The 22,458-nt window shown below is 46.9% G+C and carries 19 protein-coding genes and 1 pseudogene; 11 read left to right on the top strand and 9 right to left on the bottom strand.

The window, feature by feature from the left end; genetic code table 11:
• The first annotated feature begins 70 nt into the window (after positions 1-70).
• The 6 genes from JFC05_RS07380 (at position 71) to JFC05_RS07355 (ending at position 6,584) form a co-directional block, all read left to right on the top strand.
• Complete coding sequence (locus JFC05_RS07380; protein ID WP_198336401.1) at positions 71-2,011, top strand: ATP-binding cassette domain-containing protein; 1,941 nt, start codon at positions 71-73, stop codon at positions 2,009-2,011.
• A 469-nt stretch (positions 2,012-2,480) separates the two neighbouring features.
• Positions 2,481-3,065: a ubiquinol-cytochrome c reductase iron-sulfur subunit gene (gene petA / locus JFC05_RS07375; RefSeq protein WP_192993006.1), complete on the top strand. Its 585-nt coding sequence runs from the start codon at positions 2,481-2,483 to the stop codon at positions 3,063-3,065.
• A 22-nt stretch (positions 3,066-3,087) separates the two neighbouring features.
• Complete coding sequence (locus JFC05_RS07370; RefSeq protein ID WP_198336410.1) at positions 3,088-4,293, top strand: cytochrome b; 1,206 nt, start codon at positions 3,088-3,090, stop codon at positions 4,291-4,293.
• Complete coding sequence (locus JFC05_RS07365) at positions 4,293-5,006, top strand: cytochrome c1 (RefSeq protein ID WP_198336400.1); 714 nt, start codon at positions 4,293-4,295, stop codon at positions 5,004-5,006. The genes JFC05_RS07370 and JFC05_RS07365 overlap by 1 nt, the downstream gene beginning before the upstream one ends.
• A 347-nt stretch (positions 5,007-5,353) precedes the next feature.
• The gene (locus JFC05_RS07360; protein WP_198336399.1) at positions 5,354-5,968 is read left to right on the top strand and encodes a glutathione S-transferase N-terminal domain-containing protein; all 615 of its coding nucleotides are present in this window, start codon (positions 5,354-5,356) and stop codon (positions 5,966-5,968) included.
• A gap of 190 nt (positions 5,969-6,158) precedes the next feature.
• Positions 6,159-6,584, top strand: a complete 426-nt coding sequence (locus tag JFC05_RS07355) for a ClpXP protease specificity-enhancing factor (protein WP_198336398.1) — start codon at positions 6,159-6,161, stop codon at positions 6,582-6,584.
• Between the two features lie 152 nt (positions 6,585-6,736).
• Here JFC05_RS07355 and dcd read toward each other — a convergent pair whose 3' ends face one another.
• The 8 genes and pseudogenes from dcd to JFC05_RS07315 all read right to left on the bottom strand — a co-directional run bounded on the left by dcd (position 6,737) and on the right by JFC05_RS07315 (position 13,690).
• Positions 6,737-7,312, bottom strand: coding sequence for a dCTP deaminase (dcd, locus tag JFC05_RS07350; RefSeq protein WP_075101619.1), 576 nt, complete (start codon positions 7,310-7,312; stop codon positions 6,737-6,739).
• A 273-nt stretch (positions 7,313-7,585) separates the two neighbouring features.
• On the bottom strand, positions 7,586-8,707 hold the full coding sequence (locus JFC05_RS07345) for a DUF2804 domain-containing protein (protein WP_198336397.1): 1,122 nt from the start codon (positions 8,705-8,707) through the stop codon (positions 7,586-7,588).
• Between the two features lie 23 nt (positions 8,708-8,730).
• On the bottom strand, positions 8,731-9,159 hold the full coding sequence (locus tag JFC05_RS07340; RefSeq protein WP_198336396.1) for a hypothetical protein: 429 nt from the start codon (positions 9,157-9,159) through the stop codon (positions 8,731-8,733).
• 82 nt (positions 9,160-9,241) lie between these two features.
• Positions 9,242-10,462: an iron-sulfur cluster carrier protein ApbC gene (apbC, locus tag JFC05_RS07335; protein WP_198336395.1), complete on the bottom strand. Its 1,221-nt coding sequence runs from the start codon at positions 10,460-10,462 to the stop codon at positions 9,242-9,244.
• A 195-nt stretch (positions 10,463-10,657) separates the two neighbouring features.
• Positions 10,658-11,056, bottom strand: a pseudogene (locus JFC05_RS07330) (magnesium transporter); the annotation flags it as partial.
• A 264-nt stretch (positions 11,057-11,320) separates the two neighbouring features.
• Positions 11,321-12,121, bottom strand: a complete 801-nt coding sequence (locus tag JFC05_RS07325) for a 3-hydroxybutyrate dehydrogenase (protein ID WP_192992998.1) — start codon at positions 12,119-12,121, stop codon at positions 11,321-11,323.
• Positions 12,122-12,171: 50 nt separating this feature from the next.
• Positions 12,172-12,801, bottom strand: a complete 630-nt coding sequence (locus JFC05_RS07320) for a CoA transferase subunit B (RefSeq protein WP_192992997.1) — start codon at positions 12,799-12,801, stop codon at positions 12,172-12,174.
• A 175-nt stretch (positions 12,802-12,976) separates the two neighbouring features.
• Positions 12,977-13,690 (bottom strand): CoA transferase subunit A, encoded by a 714-nt coding sequence (locus JFC05_RS07315; protein ID WP_105243737.1) that lies wholly within the window; start codon positions 13,688-13,690, stop codon positions 12,977-12,979.
• A gap of 527 nt (positions 13,691-14,217) precedes the next feature.
• Between JFC05_RS07315 and JFC05_RS07310 the strand changes: the two genes are divergently transcribed.
• Positions 14,218-15,633, top strand: a complete 1,416-nt coding sequence (locus tag JFC05_RS07310; RefSeq protein WP_198336394.1) for a GntP family permease — start codon at positions 14,218-14,220, stop codon at positions 15,631-15,633.
• 330 nt (positions 15,634-15,963) lie between these two features.
• A complete protein-coding gene (metG, locus tag JFC05_RS07305; protein WP_198336393.1) occupies positions 15,964-18,063 on the top strand; it encodes a methionine--tRNA ligase in 2,100 nt (699 codons plus the stop codon).
• A 108-nt stretch (positions 18,064-18,171) separates the two neighbouring features.
• Here the strand turns inward: metG and JFC05_RS07300 are convergent, their stop codons facing one another.
• A complete protein-coding gene (locus JFC05_RS07300; protein ID WP_198336392.1) occupies positions 18,172-18,582 on the bottom strand; it encodes a hypothetical protein in 411 nt (136 codons plus the stop codon).
• Positions 18,583-19,019: 437 nt separating this feature from the next.
• On the opposite strand from JFC05_RS07300, the gene JFC05_RS07295 reads away from it, so the two are divergent.
• The 3 genes from JFC05_RS07295 to JFC05_RS07285 all read left to right on the top strand — a co-directional run bounded on the left by JFC05_RS07295 (position 19,020) and on the right by JFC05_RS07285 (position 22,409).
• On the top strand, positions 19,020-20,063 hold the full coding sequence (locus JFC05_RS07295) for an ABC transporter substrate-binding protein (RefSeq protein ID WP_198336391.1): 1,044 nt from the start codon (positions 19,020-19,022) through the stop codon (positions 20,061-20,063).
• A gap of 108 nt (positions 20,064-20,171) precedes the next feature.
• Positions 20,172-21,209 (top strand): ABC transporter substrate-binding protein, encoded by a 1,038-nt coding sequence (locus tag JFC05_RS07290; RefSeq protein WP_198336390.1) that lies wholly within the window; start codon positions 20,172-20,174, stop codon positions 21,207-21,209.
• 300 nt (positions 21,210-21,509) lie between these two features.
• Positions 21,510-22,409, top strand: coding sequence for an ABC transporter permease (locus JFC05_RS07285; protein ID WP_075101629.1), 900 nt, complete (start codon positions 21,510-21,512; stop codon positions 22,407-22,409).
• Positions 22,410-22,458 lie beyond the last annotated feature (49 nt).

Raw genomic sequence — 22,458 nt, 5'->3', positions numbered from 1 at the left:
GTGGCATGTTATACTGCTGGCAATTTTGCAACAACCCCTACCTCACTATTATATAAGCTTAAGATACTCTATGGCACTGATACATCTAAAAGACATTCACTTAGCCTTTGGCGTCGCCCCCATTCTCGATGGTATTGATTTTTCCATCAATGCAGGCGAGCGTGTGTGCTTAATCGGCCGCAATGGCGAAGGTAAATCTACTTTATTTAAACTGATCAATGGCTCGCTGCAGCCAGATAGTGGTGAGATCATCACCAATAGTAGCATGCGTGTTGCGATGCTCGAGCAAGACGTCCCCGAGTCGAGCGGACGCATACTCGATATCGTCATGGGCGGTAGCCGCCGCACAGCTGAGCTGCTGATCAATTATAATAAGCAAGTGGAGATGTGCGCCAATGGCGACATGGACGCTTGCGAACATATGGCGACCTTGCAGCATGATATCGACGCCGTCCATGGCTGGGACTTAGAGCGCGATGCCACCCGTCTAATCACCACCATGGGGCTTGACCCAGAGGACGACCTCTCCTCGCTATCTGGAGGCCGTAAGCGCCGCGTTTTGCTCGCGCGTGCGCTGGTCACCAAACCTGACGTATTGTTATTAGATGAGCCAACCAACCATCTAGACGTTGATAGTATTGAGTGGTTAGAGCGCTTCTTGCTTGATTGGCAAGGACTGACTTTGTTATTTGTCACGCACGATAGAGCATTCGTTGATAAGCTTGCGACTCGTATTGTAGAGCTTGACCGTGGCCAATTGACCAGCTATGACGTCACCCAAGGCGCCAAAGGCTACGCTCGTTATCAAGAGCTAAAAGAGCAGCAGCTACTTGCTGAGGAAAAAAACAATGCCAATTTTGATAAAAAACTGGCGCAAGAAGAAGTGTGGATTCGTCAAGGCATCAAAGCCCGTCGTACCCGTAACGAAGGCCGCGTACGCGAGCTAAAAGCCCTGCGCGAAGAGCGAAAAAACCGCCGCGAGCAAGTCGGCAACGTCAATATCACCATGGGTGAAGGCGAAAAAAGCGGCAAGCTGGTTTGTAAAGTCAAAAACCTGCACCTTGAATATGATGGCAATGTACTGGTTGACAACTTTACGACCACTATTATGCGCGGCGACAAAATCGGTATTGTCGGCCCTAACGGCGCAGGCAAAACCACATTAATCAAAGCCCTACTCGATATGTCGGATGACGAGGTCACCAAGACCGGCAGCGTCAAGCTTGGCACCAATTTGCAAATTGCCTTTTTTGATCAGCTGCGCGATCAGCTCGACCTTGAGGCAAGCGTCGCGCAAAACGTCTCAGAGGGCTCGGATTTTGTCGAAGTGGGCGGCCGAAAAACCCACATCATGAGCTATTTGCAAGACTTCTTATTTGCGCCGGAGCGCGCACGCACACCTGTCAAAGCCTTATCAGGTGGTGAGCGCAACCGCGTATTACTTGCCAAGCAATTATTAAAACCTGCCAACATATTAGTGCTTGATGAGCCGACCAACGATTTGGATATGGCCACCCTTGAGCTATTAGAAGAGTCGGTCAGCAGCTTTAACGGCACCATCTTGCTGATCAGTCATGACCGCTCATTTATGGACAATGTGGTCACCTCCACTTGGGTATTTGACACGGACGAAAATGGCAATGGCATCGTCAAAGAGTATGTCGGCGGTTACCAAGAGTACTTGATACAAAAAAACCGCGAGGAAGCCGCGCGCGCCGCAAAAGCACCCGTTAGCAATACTAAAGCGTCAAAATCAGCCAACAAAGCTGACGCTGGAAAGCCAAATAAAGCCGCCAAAAAGCTCAACTTCAATGAGCAGCGCGAGCTAGATAGCTTACCCAAAGAAATCGCGGCGCTAGAAGCCGAACAAAAGACGCTAGAAGACAAGCTGGCTGATGGCTCATGGTTTACCACCGACTTTGATGCCGCGACGGCCGCCAGTGAGCGCTTGTTGGCCATCGAAGAGGAGATGATGAGCAAGCTTGAACGCTGGAGTGAGCTTGAAGGCTAATCGCCTAAAGACGCGTTTAGGATAATAAAAGATCACCGCTTTTGTCGCTAAAGTGGTGATTGTTGATTGACGATGAGAGACTTAACGCTTAAGTACTGAAAGTTAGTGAACATTGCCTGAATTTCAAGTATCATTCGCTATTGCTGAATATCCTTATTGATTATAAGGTCATCACGTGACCATCGTTTGCAAAACCTTTGAAGCGCCTTTGCGCCCTTTATCGAAACAAAACGGATGTTAGACGTTGATAATCCAGCTTTTTTGTATGGGTTACCCTGTTCAACCTTATACTGTGTTCTCTCAAGGTTGCTTTATTTTTAACGCAATAATTTATTTTATCACCGAAATAGCTTAGAATAGCAACAATTAGCAAAATTAGGCACAGCTAAAGTGGCTTGATATTGTATATTTTCTAAGCCACAAACCCAGTGTGGGATAATCCCATTTCATTCACCTGGAGGAAGTATTAATGAGCCAAGCCGAAGGCGTTAACGTACAACGCCGTAGAGTTCTTATTGCCTCAACTGCCGCAATTGGTGCAGCTGGGGTAGCTGCTGTGGCAACACCTTTTGTCCGCTCTTGGTACCCGAGCGCCAAAGCTGAGGCTGCAGGGGCTGCAGTCACCCAAGATATCAGCTCTATTGAAGCGGGACAGATGATTGTCGTCAAATATCGCGGTAAACCGATCTTTGTGGTAAAACGTACCGAAGACATGTTGAGCACGCTTGAGTCAGTTAAGCCATTACTATCTGACCCTAATTCAGAAGCATCGCTACAACCAGAGTATTGCCAAAACCCAGAGCGTTCTTTGACACCAGAAGTCTTGGTGGTCGAAGGCGTGTGTACGCATTTAGGCTGTGCACCGAACTACCGTCCTGATGTGGGCGCAGCCGATTTGGGTGGTAACGACTGGTACGGCGGCTTTTTTTGCCCCTGTCACGGATCAAAATATGACTTAGCAGGCCGTGTCTATAGTGGCGTTCCTGCACCGCTGAATTTACCTGTTCCAGAATATAGCATGGAAGGTACCATCTTGACGGTTGGGGAGGCTTAATATGAGTATGGGTAAAAAGTTAATGCATTGGGTGGACGCGCGTTTCCCAGCGACTGAAACCTATGAATACCACATGTCAAAGTACTATGCACCAAAGAACTTTAACTTTTGGTACTTCTTTGGCGTATTGTCAATGGTCGTATTGGTCAACCAGTTGGTGACCGGTATTTGGCTGACGATGATGTACAACCCTAGTGCCGAGGGCGCATTTGCGTCTGTAGAATACATCATGCGTGATGTCAAAGGCGGTTGGCTCATCCGTTATATGCACTCGACTGGCGCCTCAGCGTTCTTTGTCGTGGTGTATTTGCATATGTTTAGAGCACTGCTCTACGGCTCATATCAAAAACCTCGTGAGCTTATTTGGCTCATCGGTATGGGCATCTATTTGGCTCTTATGGCCGAAGGTTTCTTTGGATACCTACTACCTTGGGGCAACATGTCATTCTGGGGTGCTCAGGTTATCTTAAACCTTCCTGCGGCGCTGCCGGTAATTGGTGACGGTCTTGCTGAATGGGTACGTGGTGACTATATCATCTCAGGTATCACCCTAAACCGCTTCTTTGCGCTACACGTTGTCGCTATTCCATTGGTCCTTGTGGGCTTGGTCTTCATGCACATTGTCGCATTGCACCATGTAGGTTCTAACAACCCTGATGGTATCGATATTAAGAAGCTAAAAGACAAAAATGGCGTACCATTAGACGGTATCGAATTCCATCCATACTACACTGTGCATGATATGGTGGGTATCGTAGTATTCTTTATCTGTTTCTTTGCGGTGGTGTTCTTCTTCCCTGAAGGCGGCGGTTATTTCCTTGAGCCACCTAACTTTGAAGCAGCGAACTCACTGAAAACACCAGCACACATTGCACCAGTATGGTACTACACACCGTTCTATGCCATCTTGCGTGCGGTTCCAAGTAAGCTGGGCGGGGTCATCGCCATGGGTGCGGCCATCGCTGTACTATTCTTGATACCGTGGCTCGACAGATCACCTGTACGCTCAATACGCTACAAAGGTATCTTGTCTAAGATTGCACTAACTGTCTTTGCTATTAGCTTTATCGTACTTGGCTATTTAGGTGCAACACCTGCGACGCCAACTGCGACTATTATGGCTCGTGTCTTCACGATTCTATATTTCTTGTTCTTCTTGTTGATGCCGTTTTACACTGCCATCGAGAAGTGTAAACAGCCACCAGAACGCGTTACCGGAGGTCACTAATGAGCACGCTAATCAAATCCCTAGCTGGTCTAGGCTTAGGCGCGGCATTGAGTTTGACTGCTGGTAGTGCGCTGGCAGCAGGCGGCGGATGTGGTACTTTTACCAATGCCGACGGCGTGGTAGAACATTTGGCTTGTAGTGAAGCCCCCATTGACTTTACCAATAAAGGCTCGCTACAAAACGGTGCAAAAATCTTTATGAACTACTGTGCTGGTTGTCATTCTGCACAGTACGTTCGTCATTCACGCATCGCCAAAGACTTGGATATTCCACCTGAGCTGGTCGAAAAATACCTAATGGTCACCACCGATCAAATCGGTGACCATATCACAGCGGAGATTGACCCTGAGGTTCAAGCCGCATGGTTTGGTGCGGCGCCACCAGACCTGTCGCTTGAAACCAGACTACGCGGTGATGACTGGGTTTATACTTATCTATTGTCATTTTATGAAGATCCAAGCCGTCCTTGGGGCTCAAACAACTTAGTGCTGGCAAACGCGGCGATGCCGCACGTATTGCATAACATGCAAGAAGAGCTTAGTGCTGAAGAGTTTGAATCTGAAGTTGGTGACTTAGTCAACTTTATGGCGTGGATGGCAGAACCTGCCCGTCATGACCGTCAAGTGATTGGCTTTTTTGTGATTTTATTCTTGTTAGTATTACTGATCCCAGTTTACTTACTCAATAAAGAGTTCTGGAAAGACGTAAAATAACAGCATCCTAAACATAGCCTATCGCTATAAAAAATTGGTCATAATAGACACAAAAAGGCACTACTTGGGTAGTGCCTTTTTTCATTTTGCCGCACCGTATTTTGTACGTGCTACTATATAGTTTGACCCAAGTAAATCAGATACATGGCTATCAAGTCGCTCAATGAAACGTTTTTATATCGAATCGAGGATAGCGTAGGTAATAGAGACTGATAAGACAATAAAGACTGACAATAGAACAAACACCTATCCATACGGCATCCACCCATCGTGTTTACGTACGCTGGCTTGATAATCGGCTCTACTTTGTTTACGATGACACCCTTTACTATGAACATTAGGCTTTCATGATTGATGCAAACGACATTCCAAGTAGTCAGCTAATCTTATATGCTGATGACGGCTACGACAGTCATGTGGTACGCCTATTACTTGAAGAAAAAAAGCTCGATTATTACTTGTCACGTTTGCACTCTGAGCGCCCCGAGGACTTGACTGAGCTAAACCCTTATCATACCCTGCCTGTGTTGCAGCAACGTGATATTGCCCTTTATGAAATCAACGTGATTTTTGAATACTTAGAAGAGCGCTACCATACCAATAAGCTGCTCCCTGAAGCTCCGCAAGAGCGCGCACAGTTTCGCCAATTGGCATGGCGCATCCAGCATGATTGGCTGGTGCTCGGCAAGCAGCTACTGACACATCCTGATAGTTTTAATAAAGCGAAAGCTGTCATTGCCAAAAAACAGCTCAGTGATTCTTTAATCACGCTTGCGCCTTTGTTTGCACATAAGCCTTATTTTATGGCAGATGACTTTGGCTGGTGTGACGTGTTGTTAGCGCCTTTACTGTGGCGACTAGAAGACATGGGCATAGCGCTACCGCATGCGATCAGTCGGCCTTTATTGGACTATCAGCAGCGTATCTTTGAGCGCGAGAGCTTCCAAAGAAGTGTGCGCTAATTAGACAACGCTCGATGTCTGTCTTAGAATAAAAAGTGTAAAAAGAATAAAAACCAAACAGACAGTGACAATGCGAAAATTAGTCCCGCCATACTTGTCTGTTGCAAACAATGTATTATTTAAAATAGTAGACTGTTGTCACAGATGACCGTTTATCTCTTAACCCATATTTAGTATAGGAAATCATTAGATGAGCGATACCACTTCTCTCACCCCAACTCGTCCATATATGGTACGCGCCCTTTATCAATGGATAGAGGACAATGCGCTGACGCCCTATCTGATGGTCGATGCGACGGCCAAAAACGTCCAGGTACCAACCGAACATGTGCAAGATGGCCGTATTGTGCTCAATATTGCCAGCCGTGCGACAGGCAATATGCGTATAGACAATGACTATATCCAGTTTAGCGCTCGTTTTGGTGGCGTCTCACAAGAGATTTGGGTGCCATTGACGGCGGTGATGGGTATCTATGCCAAAGAAAACTCGCAAGGCATGTTTTTTGATCCAAACGAGTATGACAATTATGTGCCAGAAGAGCAGCACACGACGCCCAAGTCTGACAAGCCCAAACCCAAACGCGATAACAAAGCGGGTCTAAAAGTCTTAAAGTAACAAAAACCTCTAACACCTTAGTTTTTAGCCCACAAAAAAGCCAGTCGTATGAACCATGACTGGCTTTTTGCTTATTTAACACTCTATAACTCTACTCTATAAGACTAAAGACCTAAGCTAGCGCCAAACAGCAATAATTGAGCGGCTGCCGACTACGTTCTTGGCAGCGTGACACCGCGTTGACCTTGGTACTTGCCGCCACGGTCTTTATAGCTGGTTTCACAAACATCATCGCTATCACTTTGGAAAAACAGCATCTGTGCAACCCCTTCACCTGCATAAATGCGCGCAGGTAGATTGGTGGTATTACTAAACTCAAGCGTTACATGCCCTTCCCACTCAGGCTCAAGTGGTGTGACGTTGACGATGATGCCGCAGCGTGCATAAGTAGATTTACCAAGACAAATAGTCAGGACATCGCGTGGTATACGAAAGTACTCAACGGTACGCGCCAGCGCAAATGAGTTGGGCGGAATGATGCACTCATCACCAACGATATCGATAAAGCTTTTATCATCGAAGTTTTTGGGATCGACCACCACAGAGTGTACATTGGTAAAAACTTTAAACTCAGGGGCACAGCGTACATCGTATCCGTAGCTTGATGTGCCGTAGCTGACCAAACGCTCGCCTGCATCGTTGAAACGTACTTGACCCGCCTCAAATGGCTCAATCATGCCATGTTCTTCAGCCATTTTGCGAATCCAGCGGTCAGATTTGATAGACATTTTTGTTCCTTAGCAAATAATATAGGGGTTAGGCGCTGACGATAGCGCATCAATGACCCAGAGGCTGTCATGATTGTCACCCTCTAAGAGACACGCTTCGTATATTGGTAGCGGTGATTATACGGAATTGAGCGCTGAATTTATAGAGCTGTCACTATTTATCATGCAAACCATTTAATAGCCAAACCCTTAACACCCAAACTACTTGACAATCAAACTTTTAACGCCCGAGTCAACCGAGTAACTTTATAAAAAGCAGGCAAGACCTCTAGGCTACCATTTGGCAAAATGGTCTTCTGCCAACCCCATGACATGATCGAGCCTGATGACGGTATCGCCCAGCCGTATCTCCCCACTATACCAGCCAAGCCATTGCTCAAAAATACTGGCCAGCACGCCAAAGTTATCGGTTTTTTGATAGACAGTCATGGGCGTAAAGGTCAAATCAATATCGACATTGCTCCAGCCAAGGTTTTGATGATAAACACGCCAAGTACTTGGCACAGCTGCCTGCAAGGCCTGACGTACAAACATCACAGGCGGTAGATAATGTATCTGCCCATCTAGCCAGCAGGCATTTTCGCTCATACCCGTTTCATTGACACCCATCGATAAGTTCAATAAAAAATGGCGACCATCGGGCAAGTAGTGATTGATACATGTCCAAAACCAACTGGTCTCGCGGCGCATATAGCCCAGCGTCCAATCTAGATTGGCAATTGCAGACGCATCAAAGTCTATTTGCTTGGTTTGGCTGCCAGCCGTAACCGCAGCGATATTAAATATTGATGCTTCTTTGATGCACATGTGTCCCATGACTGCTGTCAGTGGCTCTTTTTGTGTGTATGTCCAGCCGCGCCTGCCCGTTGGGGTGCAGATCGCAAGTGGCTGCGTTTGCCGCTGTAGCATCGCATCAAGCGTAATGTGTTTACTATCCAATGCTACTACGATTTGTGAAGGCGTAAAATCCAATGTTACGGTCAGCTTATTATGGGTAAATGCCATTCGCCCTTGATAGCAATCACCTATTAGCTGCGTCTGCCGCGTCAAAGGCTGCAAAGCTTCACAAACCTCTAGCTCATCAGTCTCATCGTTATAAAGATAAACAAAGGCACTGGTGGCAAGCTTGATGGTCGCCAGTGCCAAACAGATGCGATAAGGCGGCTGGATAATTTGGATAAAGCAAAATTGATTGGCTTTGAGATCTTTTCGCCAGTTTGGCAGCGTCTTTTGCGAGATCAGATGACTGTGGTAGTCAAGATAATTGATGCTTTTGACTTGCGTAAACACCCCAAAAGTGGGCTGTCCCTCTTGGATAAGCTGTTCAATAACTGGTCTTGCACCCACAGGTGAGTGCGGCTGATTTTGTGCGTTAGGGCTGGGGTTTTGGTTCATAAGTGAGGTATCCTAGCCAAATTTTATCGTGAGACTACCTGTCCTTGGTAGCCAACGGTGGTGCTTACGACGCTTCTTTTTGCTTGTCTTGCAGACACCCAAATGGCTTCTCTTATCACCTTAATCTCTATATCGGTCAAACCATCTGTCAGCTTTTGTGTCACATCAGTAGCGGCTATCGCGCTCATCCATAAAAAGTGCCGAGGAAACTTTTTTAATAATTCAGCCAACACTGCTGAAAACTTATTAAAATCAGCGATCACCATACGGCGATTGCTAAACTCGGCGTTGATTTGATACCGTTTGCTACTACCGTCTTTGTAATAGCAAACAGCAATTATTTGATTGTTTGAAAGCTCAATCACATATATCGGCGGGCGCAACAGTTTCAATAACAGATACTGCTTGGGAATATCGTCTAAATGACGCCGATAAATTGATATGCTCACCATACTTCCTTGCTGTAAACCACGTTCTTTATGGAAAAACATGCTTAGGCTATTTTACTATTATTCGAGTAGCGCGCAAAACTTATCAAAAAATTCGCTTATCATCGACTGGTTTGGCAAATTTTGCAATGTTGGCTTCGATGTTTTTGGCAATGCTCAAATAATAAGAGGCAAACTCATCGTCAGCCAAGACGCTTGGCACCCCTTTGTCCACTTGGGCGCGGATACCACTGGCAAGTGGCAACTGGCCTAGTAGCGGCACCTGATATTGCTCTGCGATAAACTTGCCGCCACCGCTGCCAAAGATGGCCTCGGTATGGTTGCAGTTACTACAGGTATGCAGCGCCATGTTTTCCACCACACCCAATACGGGGATATTGGTTTTGTTAAACATCTCAACGCCCTTTTGCGCATCCATCAAGGCCACATGCTGTGGTGTTGTCACAATCACCGCCCCTGTGACAGGAATACGCTGCGCCAATGTCAGCTGAATATCACCTGTACCTGGTGGCATATCAATCACCAAATAGTCCAATTGTGGCCAGTTGGTTTGATTGTATAGCTGCATCAGGGCGCCCGTGGCCTTGGGGCCGCGCCACGCGACAGGAGTGTTGTCACTATCGAGCAAGCTACCTATCGATAGCATGGCCATACTGTGCGCTTCGACAGGCACAAACTGCTCGTTTTCTAGCTCAGGCTTGATATCCGCCACACCCAGCATCGTTGGCATACTAGGGCCATAGATATCGGCATCTAGCACGCCCACACGGTTGCCAAGCTTTTGTAATGCCAAAGCAATATTGACTGTCGTCGTTGATTTGCCAACGCCGCCTTTGCCTGAGGCCACCACAATGATATGACGAATACGTGGGTGCGCTGCCAGCGATGCTTGCGTTGGCGCAGCCTTAGTAATTGGCGGCTCGCCGCTTGTCGGTTCTTGCTCTGCTTGGGTAGCAGGTTTGGCGTGAGTGGCCATGGCATCTGTCGTCTTTGGCATCGATTTGGGCAAGCTTGCACCAGCACCTTTAACATCGGCTGGTAGGCGCACATTCATATGAATGGTTCTGATACCATGCGGATGCAGCAGTTGACCCAGCTCCTGTTGTATCTGTTCAGGGTTACTGTCTTTGGGTAAGCGCAAATCTAAGGTGAGCACTTGCCCATCGCGCTCAAGCCCCGTCACCATCGTGGCAATGCTAACGGTGCCGACTTCATAGCCGAGCAAGACTTTATCAACTGCGCTATCACGCTCGGCGCGCTGCTGCGGTGTTTCGGCTTTGGATTTTTTTTTCATAAAATTAAACATGGCTATCATGACTACCTATTTTGCAAGTGGGCCGGTAGGACAACTCGAGCAATACCGTCGTCGCGCTGGTCAATAATACATCATCAGCTTTTTGTCTACCCTTATTATTCGACAGTGTAGCTCAATTGACGCTATAAAAAAACCACAATGCCAGTGGGAACACGCGCGCCGACGATACCTATGGCAAAAACCAAATCAACCAATCGCCAAAAACTTCGAAGCGACAAATAAATAGATCAGCACTCCCGACGCATCACACACTGAAATGATCAAAGGCGCACTGGCGGCGGCAGGGTCAAAGCCTAATTTGTTCAGCACAAATGGCAAGCTCATGCCGATCACACAACCAATCATTACCACCGACATCATACTAAGCGCCAGCACCAGCGACACCACGGCATCACCGCGAATATAACCAATGATAGAGATCGCCACCGCCATGGTCGCACCGAGCATCAACGCCACCAGAGCCTCACGACCAAGCAAGGAAAAGCAATCGCGCATCACCACATCGCCCGTGGCCAGCCCAGAGGCAGCAGAGGGCGATGCCAAAATCAATACACGTAAGGACACCACGCCCAAAAGCTTGCGCGCCGCATCGATGACATAAGCATGATAAATGGTCTCAGCATCCGGCGCTCATAAAAAAGAGCCAATACAATTGGCTCAAGTCAACATAAAATCAAACCCTAATGGATTGGTCTTTTATTAGCAAGCTGATGATGGTCAAACGCCTCAAATAGCCAGCAAACCACAATCACGGTCAGTGTTGCCAAAGTTGATACCACAAACAAACATGGATGGTATCAATTTATTTAAAAGCGCCATAAACCCGCAACTGGCTCAGTTTGGGTTTTATTAATTCATAAACCAACCATGGCTAGCGACGATGGATTGCCCAGTAAAGACATTGCTTGGGAATGCTGCTAAAAACAAAGCCAGCTGGGCAATATCATCGACTGTGGTAAACGCTTTATCGACGGTATTGACCAGCATAATGTCATTCACCACTGACTCTTCACTGATGCCTTTTTCGGCGGCTTGTTCGGGGATTTGTTTTTCGACCAGTGGGGTTTTGACAAACCCTGGGCAGATCACATGCGCGCGGACATTATGAGGCGCGCCTTCTTTTGCCAACACACGGCACAGCCCTAGGAGTCCATGTTTGGCAGTGACATACGGCGCTTTATATAGCGATGCTTCGTGCGAGTGCACCGAGCCCATATAGATGATCGTACCGCCTTTGTCATCTTTATACATGTGCTGCGTGGCCGCTTTGGTGGTCAAAAACGCCCCATCCAAATGAATGGCGAGCATTTTTTTCCAGTCATCAAACGTCATTTTATGGATAGGATCGATAATCTGAATACCGGCATTAGACACCAAAATATCAATAGCGCCAAAGGTATCAACCAATTTCTGTACACCTTCGTTTACCGCATCTTCAGAGGTCACATCCATCGCAATAGCAAGTGCCCGACCGCCAGCTGCTTCGATGGCATCAGCCGTTTGCTGCGCGGCGGCCAGATTGATATCAGCAATACCAACCGCGGCGCCTGCCTTGGCATAGGTTTCGGCGATATCGCGTCCGATACCACTTGCGGCGCCTGTGACTAAGGCCACTTTGCCTGTCAAATCTTGTTGTAATTGGGTCGCCATATGCGATCATCCTTTATCAGTTGGCTGTGTTCAGTCTTTGTTGGCCGCCGTTATTGCACAATGCTCACTGGGGTTTTTTCTTGCAGCTCCTCAAAACTGACACCCTCTGCCAATTCCACCAGCTTTAGGCCATCATGGGTGACGTCTAATACCGCAAGCTCGGTGATGATACGGTCGACCACGCCTTTGCCTGTCAAGGGTAGCGCGCATTCTGCAAGGATTTTTGGCTCGCCGTGTTTGTTGACTTGCTCCATCAGCACAATCACCCGCTGCACACCGGCCACCAAATCCATCGCGCCGCCCATGCCTTTAACCATTTTTTTGGGAATCATCCAGTTGGCCAAGTCCCCTTTTTCTGACACTTCCATCGCGCCGAGTATCGCCAGATTGACATGACCACCTCGAATCATCGCAAACGACTCTGAGCTACTAAAATAACTGGCGCCCGGCTCTGCGGTGACGGTTTGCTTGCCCGCATTAATCAAATCGGCATCGACATTCTCCGCCGTTGGAAACTCGCCAATACCTAATAGGCCGTTTTCAGACTGTAGCCAGACATCCACCCCTTCAGGAATATAGTTGGCCACGAGGGTCGGTAGTCCAATGCCCAAGTTTACATAATAGCCGTCTTGCAACTCTTGTGCGGCACGCTGTGCCATCTGCTCTCTTGTCCATGCCATGGTGATTTCCTTATTTTTATAACCACTCCAAGAAATATGATTAGCGGCATCAAACTCGCTTAGTCTACAAAATGTAGCACTTAGGGTTATCTTACTTGCTGCTCAATTTTTAGAAGTAGTATTACAATATTCTATTATTAACGTCATTTTTAAAAGATTTGGGTAAAACCACTAACTAAGCACTCTTGGCGGCTTTAGTGGTGGTTTTTTCGATACGTTTTTCAGGGTTATCATTTAAGACGATACGCTGCACAAAGATACCGGGCAGATGTACGTCATCAGGGTCAAGAGTACCGGTCTCGACGATTTCTTCGACCTCAACGATGGTCACTTTGCCCGCCATCGCACAATCCGGGTTGAAGTTACGAGCGGTTTTATTAAAGATTAAATTGCCCGCCTTATCGGCCTTTTGCGCTTTAATCAATGCCACATCGGCGCGCAGTGAATGCTCTAACACATAAGTACGACCGTCAAACTCACGGGTTTCTTTGCCTTCAGCGACCAGCGTACCAACGCCTGTGGCGGTATAAAATGCAGGAATGCCTGCACCGCCTGAGCGCAGTTTTTCGGCCAAGGTGCCTTGCGGCGTCAGCTCAACTTCAAGCTCACCTGCCAAATACTGACGCTCAAACTCTTTGTTTTCGCCGACGTAAGATGAAATCATTTTTTTAATTTGACGGGTTTGTAGTAGTAATCCTAAACCGAAGTCATCGACACCGGCGTTGTTACTGATACAGGTCAAATCCTTAACTCCGCTATCACGCAATGCTTCGATTAACGCTTCAGGAATACCGCACAGACCAAACCCGCCAATAGCAAGCGTCTGCCCATCGCTGACGATGCCTTTTAGCGCCTCTTCGGCACTACTATATACTTTTGAGCGACTCATACTTATCTCCTTGCAAGTCTGTTTTTGTTATTAACGTCCATTATCTATCATGATTTATTTATTGTGCCAATCAATAGCGTATTGACTTTTTTAAATTTAAATCAATACATTTTATATCGATATATCATATATCAAATACTTATGCTAACTTAACATATAATTCTCGTAGCGAGAAGACAATAACACTAAGAACGAACGAGACAGCACAGTGCGAGGTATGAGGCAAGTCAATATCATATTATTCTAGGGTGTGTCCTCATTTCAAAAATGGCGATAAAAATGAGATAAATCGCCGTCAAACAAGGAAAATAGCGCAGATAATATTGAGATATTAGTCAGCTATTTGACACCGTTTGGCCAGATTTAACCATTTTTAGCCCATTTAGATGACTATTGATTGAATTGAGGACATGCCCTAGATTAATATTTGATAAAAAATCAAAAATTACATATTTTGATTAATTTTATTGACCTACATAAACATGCCCTGCATACTCGCTGATTGAACTTTGCCAAGGAGGGCGATTATGTTTAGCACATTTGCTATTGTTATTACGTTATTATTATTGATGTTCTTTGCTTATCGCGGCTATTCAGTGCTGATATTAGCACCGATTATGGCGACGCTGGCCGTATTACTGTCGGGCGACTTTCTTAGCAGTATTCCGGCTTATACCGATGTGTTTATGAGCGCGTTAAGTGGGTTTTTGCTTAAGTTTTTCCCCATATTTTTGCTAGGTGCGTTATTTGGGCGCTTAATGGCAGACTCAGGCGCGGCGACAGCGATTGCCAATACTGTGGTCGAAAAACTCGGTGCCAACAAAGCCATTCTCGCGGTCATCTTAGTCTGCGCTATCTTGACCTACGGCGGTGTGTCGTTGTTTGTTGTGGCCTTTGCCATCTATCCAATCGCCAAGGATTTATTTAAGGCTGCAGATGTACCCAAGCGCTTGATTCCAGCAGCGATTGCGCTTGGCTCCTTTACCTTTACCATGACAGCACTACCAGGCACGCCAGCCATTCAAAACGCTATCCCAATCCCATACTACAATACCAACGTTTTTGCCGCACCGATACTGGGTATCATCGGCGGTACCATTATGTTTGTCTGTGGCTGGCTATGGCTACAGACACGCGCCAAAAAAGCCAATGCCGCAGGTGAAGGCTATGGTCAGCATGACGAAGCAGATGTGGGCGGTGTTGGTGCGGTTAAAAAAGAAGCCGAAACCCTCAGTACGCATCCTACCTCATTTACCATTGCGATGATTCCGCTGGTGCTGGTCATCGCTCTAAACGCCGTTATGACCTATTTCATTTTTCCGTCAATGGACTTTAGCGGCTTACAAGCGCAGTTCCCTGATCTCAATATCGCAGGCTCGCTTGGACTATGGTCAATTATCATCTCATTGGTCGTTGCTTGTACGGTTTTGATTCTATTACGTATTGGTCATTGGAATAACCTAAAAAAAACCATCAACCGTGGTACTTACGACTCGATGTTGCCGATTTTTAACACGGCATCGGAAGTGGGTTATGGCGCGGTGATTGCCTCACTCGCAGGCTTTCTTATCATTCGTGATAGCATCTTAAACCTAAACCCTGACAATCCTTTGATTTCAGAAGCCGTTGCTATGACCACGCTTGCGGGTATCACTGGCTCCTCGTCTGGTGGCTTGAGTATCGCTCTCTCAACCTTGGGTGAGGACTATCTTAGAATGGCAGTCAATGCTGGTATCGACCCTGAGCTGATGCACCGTGTGGCAGTCATGGCGGCAGGCGGTCTGGATACCTTGCCGCACAGTGGCGCGGTCATCACCTTGCTGGCGATTTGTGGCTTGACTCACAAGCAGTCGTATCTCAACCTAGCCATGGTCACCATCGTGATTCCGCTGATCGCAGTGGTCGCTATCATCATCTTAGGGACGATGTTTGGTTCTTTTTGATCGTACCGCTCGCCTTGCCTTAGCGCACCTCACTCTACAGTCGTCTTATTTTCGATTGATGATAACCACAAATACCACCCACTTAGCCTGCGCTTGGTGGGTTTTTTATGTCAAAGCGATGCTGGTTTTTTATAAAAAATCGGCCATCACTTAGCGTTAATTACTAAGGAATATCACAAATTTGGCCGAATTACGGTATCATAGACACACTTTTTAGACTTTTGCTTATTTTAGAAGTTTTTAGCCTTGATAACGTCATCATCATACCTTTATAAACAGCGTGTGACGTTTGATAACCAACCCATTTATACAAAAATATAGGTGATAAAAGTGCGTGAGATTTTAGTAACCAGTGCGCTGCCCTACGCCAATGGCTACATCCATTTGGGGCACCTTGTAGAATACATTCAGACAGACATCTGGGTGCGTGCCATGAAGGCGCAAGGCCATCAGGTCACTTATGTCTGTGCCGATGACGCGCACGGTACAGCCATCATGCTCAAAGCAGAAGCCAATGGCGTCACGCCAGAAGAGCAAATCGCCTCGGTCAAAGCCTCACACGAAGCAGACTTTGCAAAGTTTTTGATTGAATTTGACAACTACCACAGCACCCACTCAGAAGAAAACAAACAGTTCTCTGAGCTGATTTATCGTCGTCTAAATAACGCCGGCCACATCAGCACAAAGGATGTCGAGCAATTGTTTGACCCCGAAAAACAATTGTTTTTGGCCGATCGATTTGTCAAGGGAGAGTGCCCAGAATGCGCTAGCCCAGACCAATATGGTGATAACTGTGAAGTCTGCGGCACCACCTATGATGCCACCGAGCTAAAAAACCCCTACTCGACGTTGTCGGATGCCACGCCGGTACTCAAAACCTCAAAGCATTATTTCTTTGATTTGCCAGAATTTGAGCAGTTTTTAAAAGACTGGACCCGCAGTGATGAGCGCTTGCAAGTCTCGGTCGCCAATAAGCTGCAAGAATGGTTTGAAGCGGGTCTCACCAGTTGGGATATCTCTCGCGATGCGCCGTATTTTGGTTTTCAGATACCCGATACCCCAAGCGATGAGCCAGACAAATACTTTTATGTATGGCTCGATGCACCAGTGGGTTACATGGCCAGCTTTAAAAACCTATGCGACAAACGCGAAGGCAGCGATCAGGCGCTCGATTTTGACCGCTATTGGGCACAGGAAAATGAGCATAAAACCGAGGTGTATCACTTCATCGGTAAAGACATCGTGTATTTCCATGCACTGTTTTGGCCTGCCATGCTAGCCGGTAGTGAATTCCGCACGCCAACGGGCGTTTTTGCTCATGGTTTCTTAATGGTTAATGGCGAAAAAATGAGTAAGTCACGCGGCACCTTTATCAAAGCTGAGACTTATGCCGAGCACTTGCACCCAGAGTATCTGCGTTATTACTTCGCCAGTAAGCTATCGGATAAGGTCGAGGACATCAACCTTGATTTAGAAGATTTTATGCAAAAGGTCAACTCTGACTTGGTGGGTAAAGTGGTCAATATCGCCAGTCGCAGCGCCGGTTTTATCGTCAAAAAATACGACGGGATGCTCTCAGAGGTCTGCGCTGAGCCTGAGTTGTTAGAAGACATCACCAAAACGGGCGATGAGATTGCTGCTGCTTATGAAAACCGCGAGTTCTCCCGTGCCATGCGCCTTATCATGCAGTGTGCGGACAAGGCCAACGAGTATATCGATGGCAAAAAACCATGGTCACTTGCCAAGCAAGAAGGCACTGAACAAGAGGTGCAAGACGTCTGCTCGGTGGCGATCAACATCTTCCGTCAGCTCATGGTTTATCTTGCGCCAGTACTGCCTGAGCTGACCGCCAATGCCAAAACGTTTCTGAATATTGAAGACTTAAGCTTTGCCAGCCGCAATGGGTGGCTATTGGGTCATAAAATCAATAAATTCAAGCCACTCATGCAACGTATCGAAGAAAAAGATATTGAAGCCATGGTAGAAGATTCTAAAGCATCATTAGCTCAAGCTGATGCGCCTGCTGTGACCGAAAATAACAAGCCTGCCGCAAAAGACAAATCACCTGCAATAGACGCTAATACTGATGCCGAGCAAACGGATTATATTGGTATTGAAGACTTTGCTAAGGTTGAGATGAAAGTGGCTAAAGTGCTTGAGTGCAATCACGTAGAAGGCGCGGACAAGCTGCTACAGTTCACACTGGATGTTGGTGAAGAAAAGCCACGCAACGTGTTTAGCGGCATTCGTAAGTTCTATGAGCCTGAGCAACTGACGGGTAAGAAGGTCATTTGCGTGACCAACCTTGCCCCGCGAAAGATGAAATTTGGCATCTCTGAGGGCATGATTTTGTCATCAGGCGATCCAAAAACTCAGCTAACAGTCGTTACGCTACCTGATAACTGTGTCATTGGTGATGTACTCGCATAAAAATATTAACTTAAGTAGTGGTGTAAGTGATAATTAAAGAAAGAACGAAAAAAAACGGTCTAAATAGACCGTTTTTTTATGGCTGACTTAAAAGATTAAAGTGCGCTGTTATCTACTCAAAACATCAATAATTTCCAACGTGTTATTAATTACTGTCACAATCTTATTGTCTGGCGTACGGATACGTACGTAACGGTCATCATAACGGTCTAAAATAACAGAACGATCATAATCCCTTCTATCAAGCTTGCCGACTACTCTATAACCGTATTTATCAAGGTCACGCTTGAATGACGCGTTAGGGCTAGCATTACGATACGCATTAATATTAGGGTGGGCATTGCCATTATTTTGATAATTGTTATGGTTGTAATCTTTACTAATGTGAGCAGAGTTACCCTTGCCATTTCCATGACCGTGCCCATTACCATGATTGTCTTTTGCCATAGCAGGCAGGCAAATCAATGAGCTTGCCGTAATGCCAGCGATGGTCAATAACTTTAAATTAGCCGTCTTCATAATGTTATCCTTAAAATATGCGTTTGAATAATAGTAATGATATGGATTTTGGACGCACCCTACTTCTCATATAAAAAATTTTTATATAAACATTAGCTTACGTTAATTATGAAGTCGGTTCGTAATAGATGCGTTGCTAGCTTGTATGCCTTTTGACTATCAGTTTATTGGATAAGACAATGCTTTAAGAGGCTAATTCTTATGGTTAAATACTCAAAACCACGCTTATGACAGTGGTTACGACAATGCCTAATAGTCTTACTAAGTACACCTATGACGAATGCGCTTTAATTTTTTATTGCGATAACTTACATTGCTGTCATAATATGGACGTAATAATCATGGATTGATTACTTTGATGTTCGCCCGTTATCTCAGCATGTACATAATATTGACTCGGGTAACCTGCACTTCTTTAACCGACGAGCCAGAATAACATGACCTTTGCTACTACTTTACGCTTTAGCCTATATGGTGCCGCCATGAGCGCTGCCCTTGGACTACTGGGCTGCTCAGACGCTACCGACACCGCCGCCGATAGTGCTGGTACTGATGCCGATAAACCTGCCAAGACCTTGGCCATCACCCAGATCGTCGAACATCCATCGCTAGATGAGATGCGCCGCGGTATCATTGATGAGCTGGCTGATAATGGCTACATCGAAGGTCAAAACCTCACAGTAAACTTCCAAAGTGCGCAGGGTAATACTGCCACCGCAGGGCAAATAGCCAAACAGTTTGCCGGCGACAACCCTGATGCCATCGTCGCCATATCGACGCCCTCGGCACAGTCAGTGGTAGCCTCTACCAAAACCGTCCCTGTGATTTATACCGCCATCTCAGACCCTGTGGCGGCAAAACTCATCGACGCCAATGACGTGCCTATCCAGTCAAATGTCACTGGCCTATCAAGTGAGCTGCCTATCGAGCCGCAACTGGACAATATCAAAAAAATCGTCCCCGATGCCAAAACCATCGGCTATGTCTATAGCCCAGGTGAAGTCAACTCTGTGGTGGTGCTCGATCAGCTCAAAAAAGCCGCGCCAAATTATGGCCTTACCATCTTAGATGTCACGGCCAATCGCCCAACCGATGTCGCCATGGCAACGCGCAGCCTCTCAGGTCGTGCCGATGTCATTTATACCTCGCTTGACAACAACGTAGTATCCGCCTTTGAAGCCATGGCAGGCGCAGCCAACGAGCTGGATATTCCGGTGATTGCTTCGGACGAGTTTAGCGTACGACGCGGCGCGACCGCCGCACTTGGGGTCAATGATTATGATTTTGGTCGTACCACAGGCAAGATGGTCTATCGCGTGCTAAATGGTGAAGCCGTGAGCGCCATTAAGCCTGAGGTCATGAACACCTTAACCTTGTACGCCAGTCCAAAGCATGCCGCTGAGCAAGGCGTAAGCTTGAGTGAGGATTTGCTAAAAAACGCCATCAATATCGACAAAAAAGCACAAACCACTGCGCAGTAGTCATAGGGCGTGTGATGCAGTGATTGTATGACACAGTCAACTGACGTTATCCTTTACCCATCTATTAAATAATGTACGGACACATTATTATTTTCAGGAGTGAGAGCTATGTTTTATCAAAACCGTTTTGGTCATTTCAACTTCAGTAAGGCGCTGTTATTAGGCGGCGTTTGTACTGCGATCTTAACTGGCTGTAATCAGACAGCCCAAGACACCGATAGTGCTGACGGTGCGACAGACAGTACCGCCACGCAAATGAAAACGGTCGCCATTACCGCCATTGTCGAGCATCCTGCCTTAGATGACGTACGTAAAGGCGTGATCGACGAGCTCGATGAAGCAGGTTTTAAAGACGGTGAAAACCTAACGGTTAACTTTCAAAGCGCACAAGGCAATACGGCAACAGCCGGACAGATCGCCAAGCAGTTTGTCGCGGATGAGCCAGACGCTATTGTCGCGATCGCCACCCCATCCGCTCAGTCTGTTGCAGCAGCGACCAGCACCATTCCGATGGTATTTTCGGCTGTGACTGACCCTGTCGCCGCCAAGCTAGTACCGAAACTTGATGGCTCAGGCACCAACGTCACTGGCGCATCAGATGCGCTACCCTATGAGCCGCAAATCGAGCTGATGCGTCAGATCATCCCAGACCTAAAAAACGTCGGTTACGTCTATAGCCCAGGTGAAGTCAACTCAACCATCATCCTAAAAAACCTAAAAGAAAAGCTGACGCCACTTGGTATCAATGTGCATGAAGCGCCAGCACAGCGTAGTAACGACATCGCCATGGCCGCCCGCAGTCTTGAGGGTAAGGTGGATATGATCTACACCTCAACAGATAACAACGTGGTGTCGGCTTATGAGTCGCTATACCAAATCGCCAAAGAAAGTAAGATTCCGCTGATTGCCTCAGACACCAGCTCAGTCGAGCGCGGTGCGGTGGCGGCGTTGGGCGTCAACTACTACGATCTTGGCCGCGAAACTGGCAAAATCGTTGTGCGTATCTTAAATGGTGAAAAAGCCGGCGCTATCCCTGTCTATACGCCGCAAGCGCTAGATTTGTATGTCAGTCCAAAACATGCGACTGAAGAAGGCATTACTTTATCACAAGCGGTTATCGATAACGCCAAAGAAGTGATAGAATAACGACCTTCTATCTTTGACGTCACATAGCAGCGTCTATCTATCAGCAAAACCACCAAACAGACAGCGAGCGCTATTCATGGCTGTCTGTCGTTGGTTTTGTCCGATCGGCCTATATAATTAAAACCAAGGTAGCTTATGATCGTTATTCATCGTGATATGTTTTGGTTTACCCTAACCGCAGATTGTTTAATCTGTTAAATTCACCGCTTAGCTGTTTGGCGTTTATATGAGTGTGGCAATCGCCGCGCATTTATGTGACTCTCTCGCGCCGGACACTTGGTTATGACTTACTGATCTCTTATGTCTTTAATTGCTTTTTTTGGTGCGCTTGAAAGCGGTCTGATTTATGGCCTTGTTGCACTTGGCGTCCTGATCTCATTTCGTACGCTCGACTTTCCTGATCTGACGGCTGATGGCAGCTTTCCGCTCGGCGGCGCTGTCGCTGGTATCTCTATCGTCGCTGGTATCAACCCATGGCTTGCTTGCGCGTTTGGTATGCTCGCAGGATCAGTCGCAGGTATCGTCACGGCATGGCTCCACGTCAAGCTGGGTATCTTGCAGCTACTTGCCAGTATCTTGGTGATGGTCGCGCTATACTCTGTCAACTTGCGCATCATGGGTGCGCCAAACTTACCGCTCCTTGGTGAGACCACTGTATTTAGCAGCTTGGTAACCGATGGCAACGGCTATTGGATGCGCTGCTTGATCATTGGGGTGGTGATCTTACTGGCCAAGCTGTTTTTAGATTGGTTTTATAACACTGAAACTGGCTTGTCGATGCGTGCCACAGGCTCCAACCTACGGATGGCACAAGCCCAAGGTATCAACACCTCATGGATGACCATCATCGGTATGGCCATATCCAATGGTCTAATCGCACTGGCAGGTGCTTTGTTTGTACAAACACAAGGCGGCGCGGACATCTCTATCGGTATCGGTACCATTGTCATTGGTCTAGCAGCCGTCATCATCGGTGAGACCATCATTCCTGCCAAGCGTATCTGGCTGATTACCTTTGCTGTTATCGTCGGGGCGGTACTATATAAGCTGTTTATTCAGGTGGCGCTATCGAGCGATACACTACGTAGCATCGGCTTTGGTCCGCAGGATTTAAACCTAATCACCGCCCTACTGGTGGTACTGGCACTGGTACTACCAAAAGCCAAAACCAAGTTTTTATCTCGCAAGGCTCGCGCTTAATAGTGGGTAAAGTAGCAATACAAGCTTGAAGTGACTGTCTTAAAGTGAC

It is taken from the genome of Psychrobacter celer, assembly GCF_016107555.1.
Lineage (GTDB): Bacteria > Pseudomonadota > Gammaproteobacteria > Pseudomonadales > Moraxellaceae > Psychrobacter > Psychrobacter celer.
The sequence above is the reverse complement of the archived record's forward strand: the minus strand, read 5'-3'. Positions and strand labels throughout refer to the sequence as shown.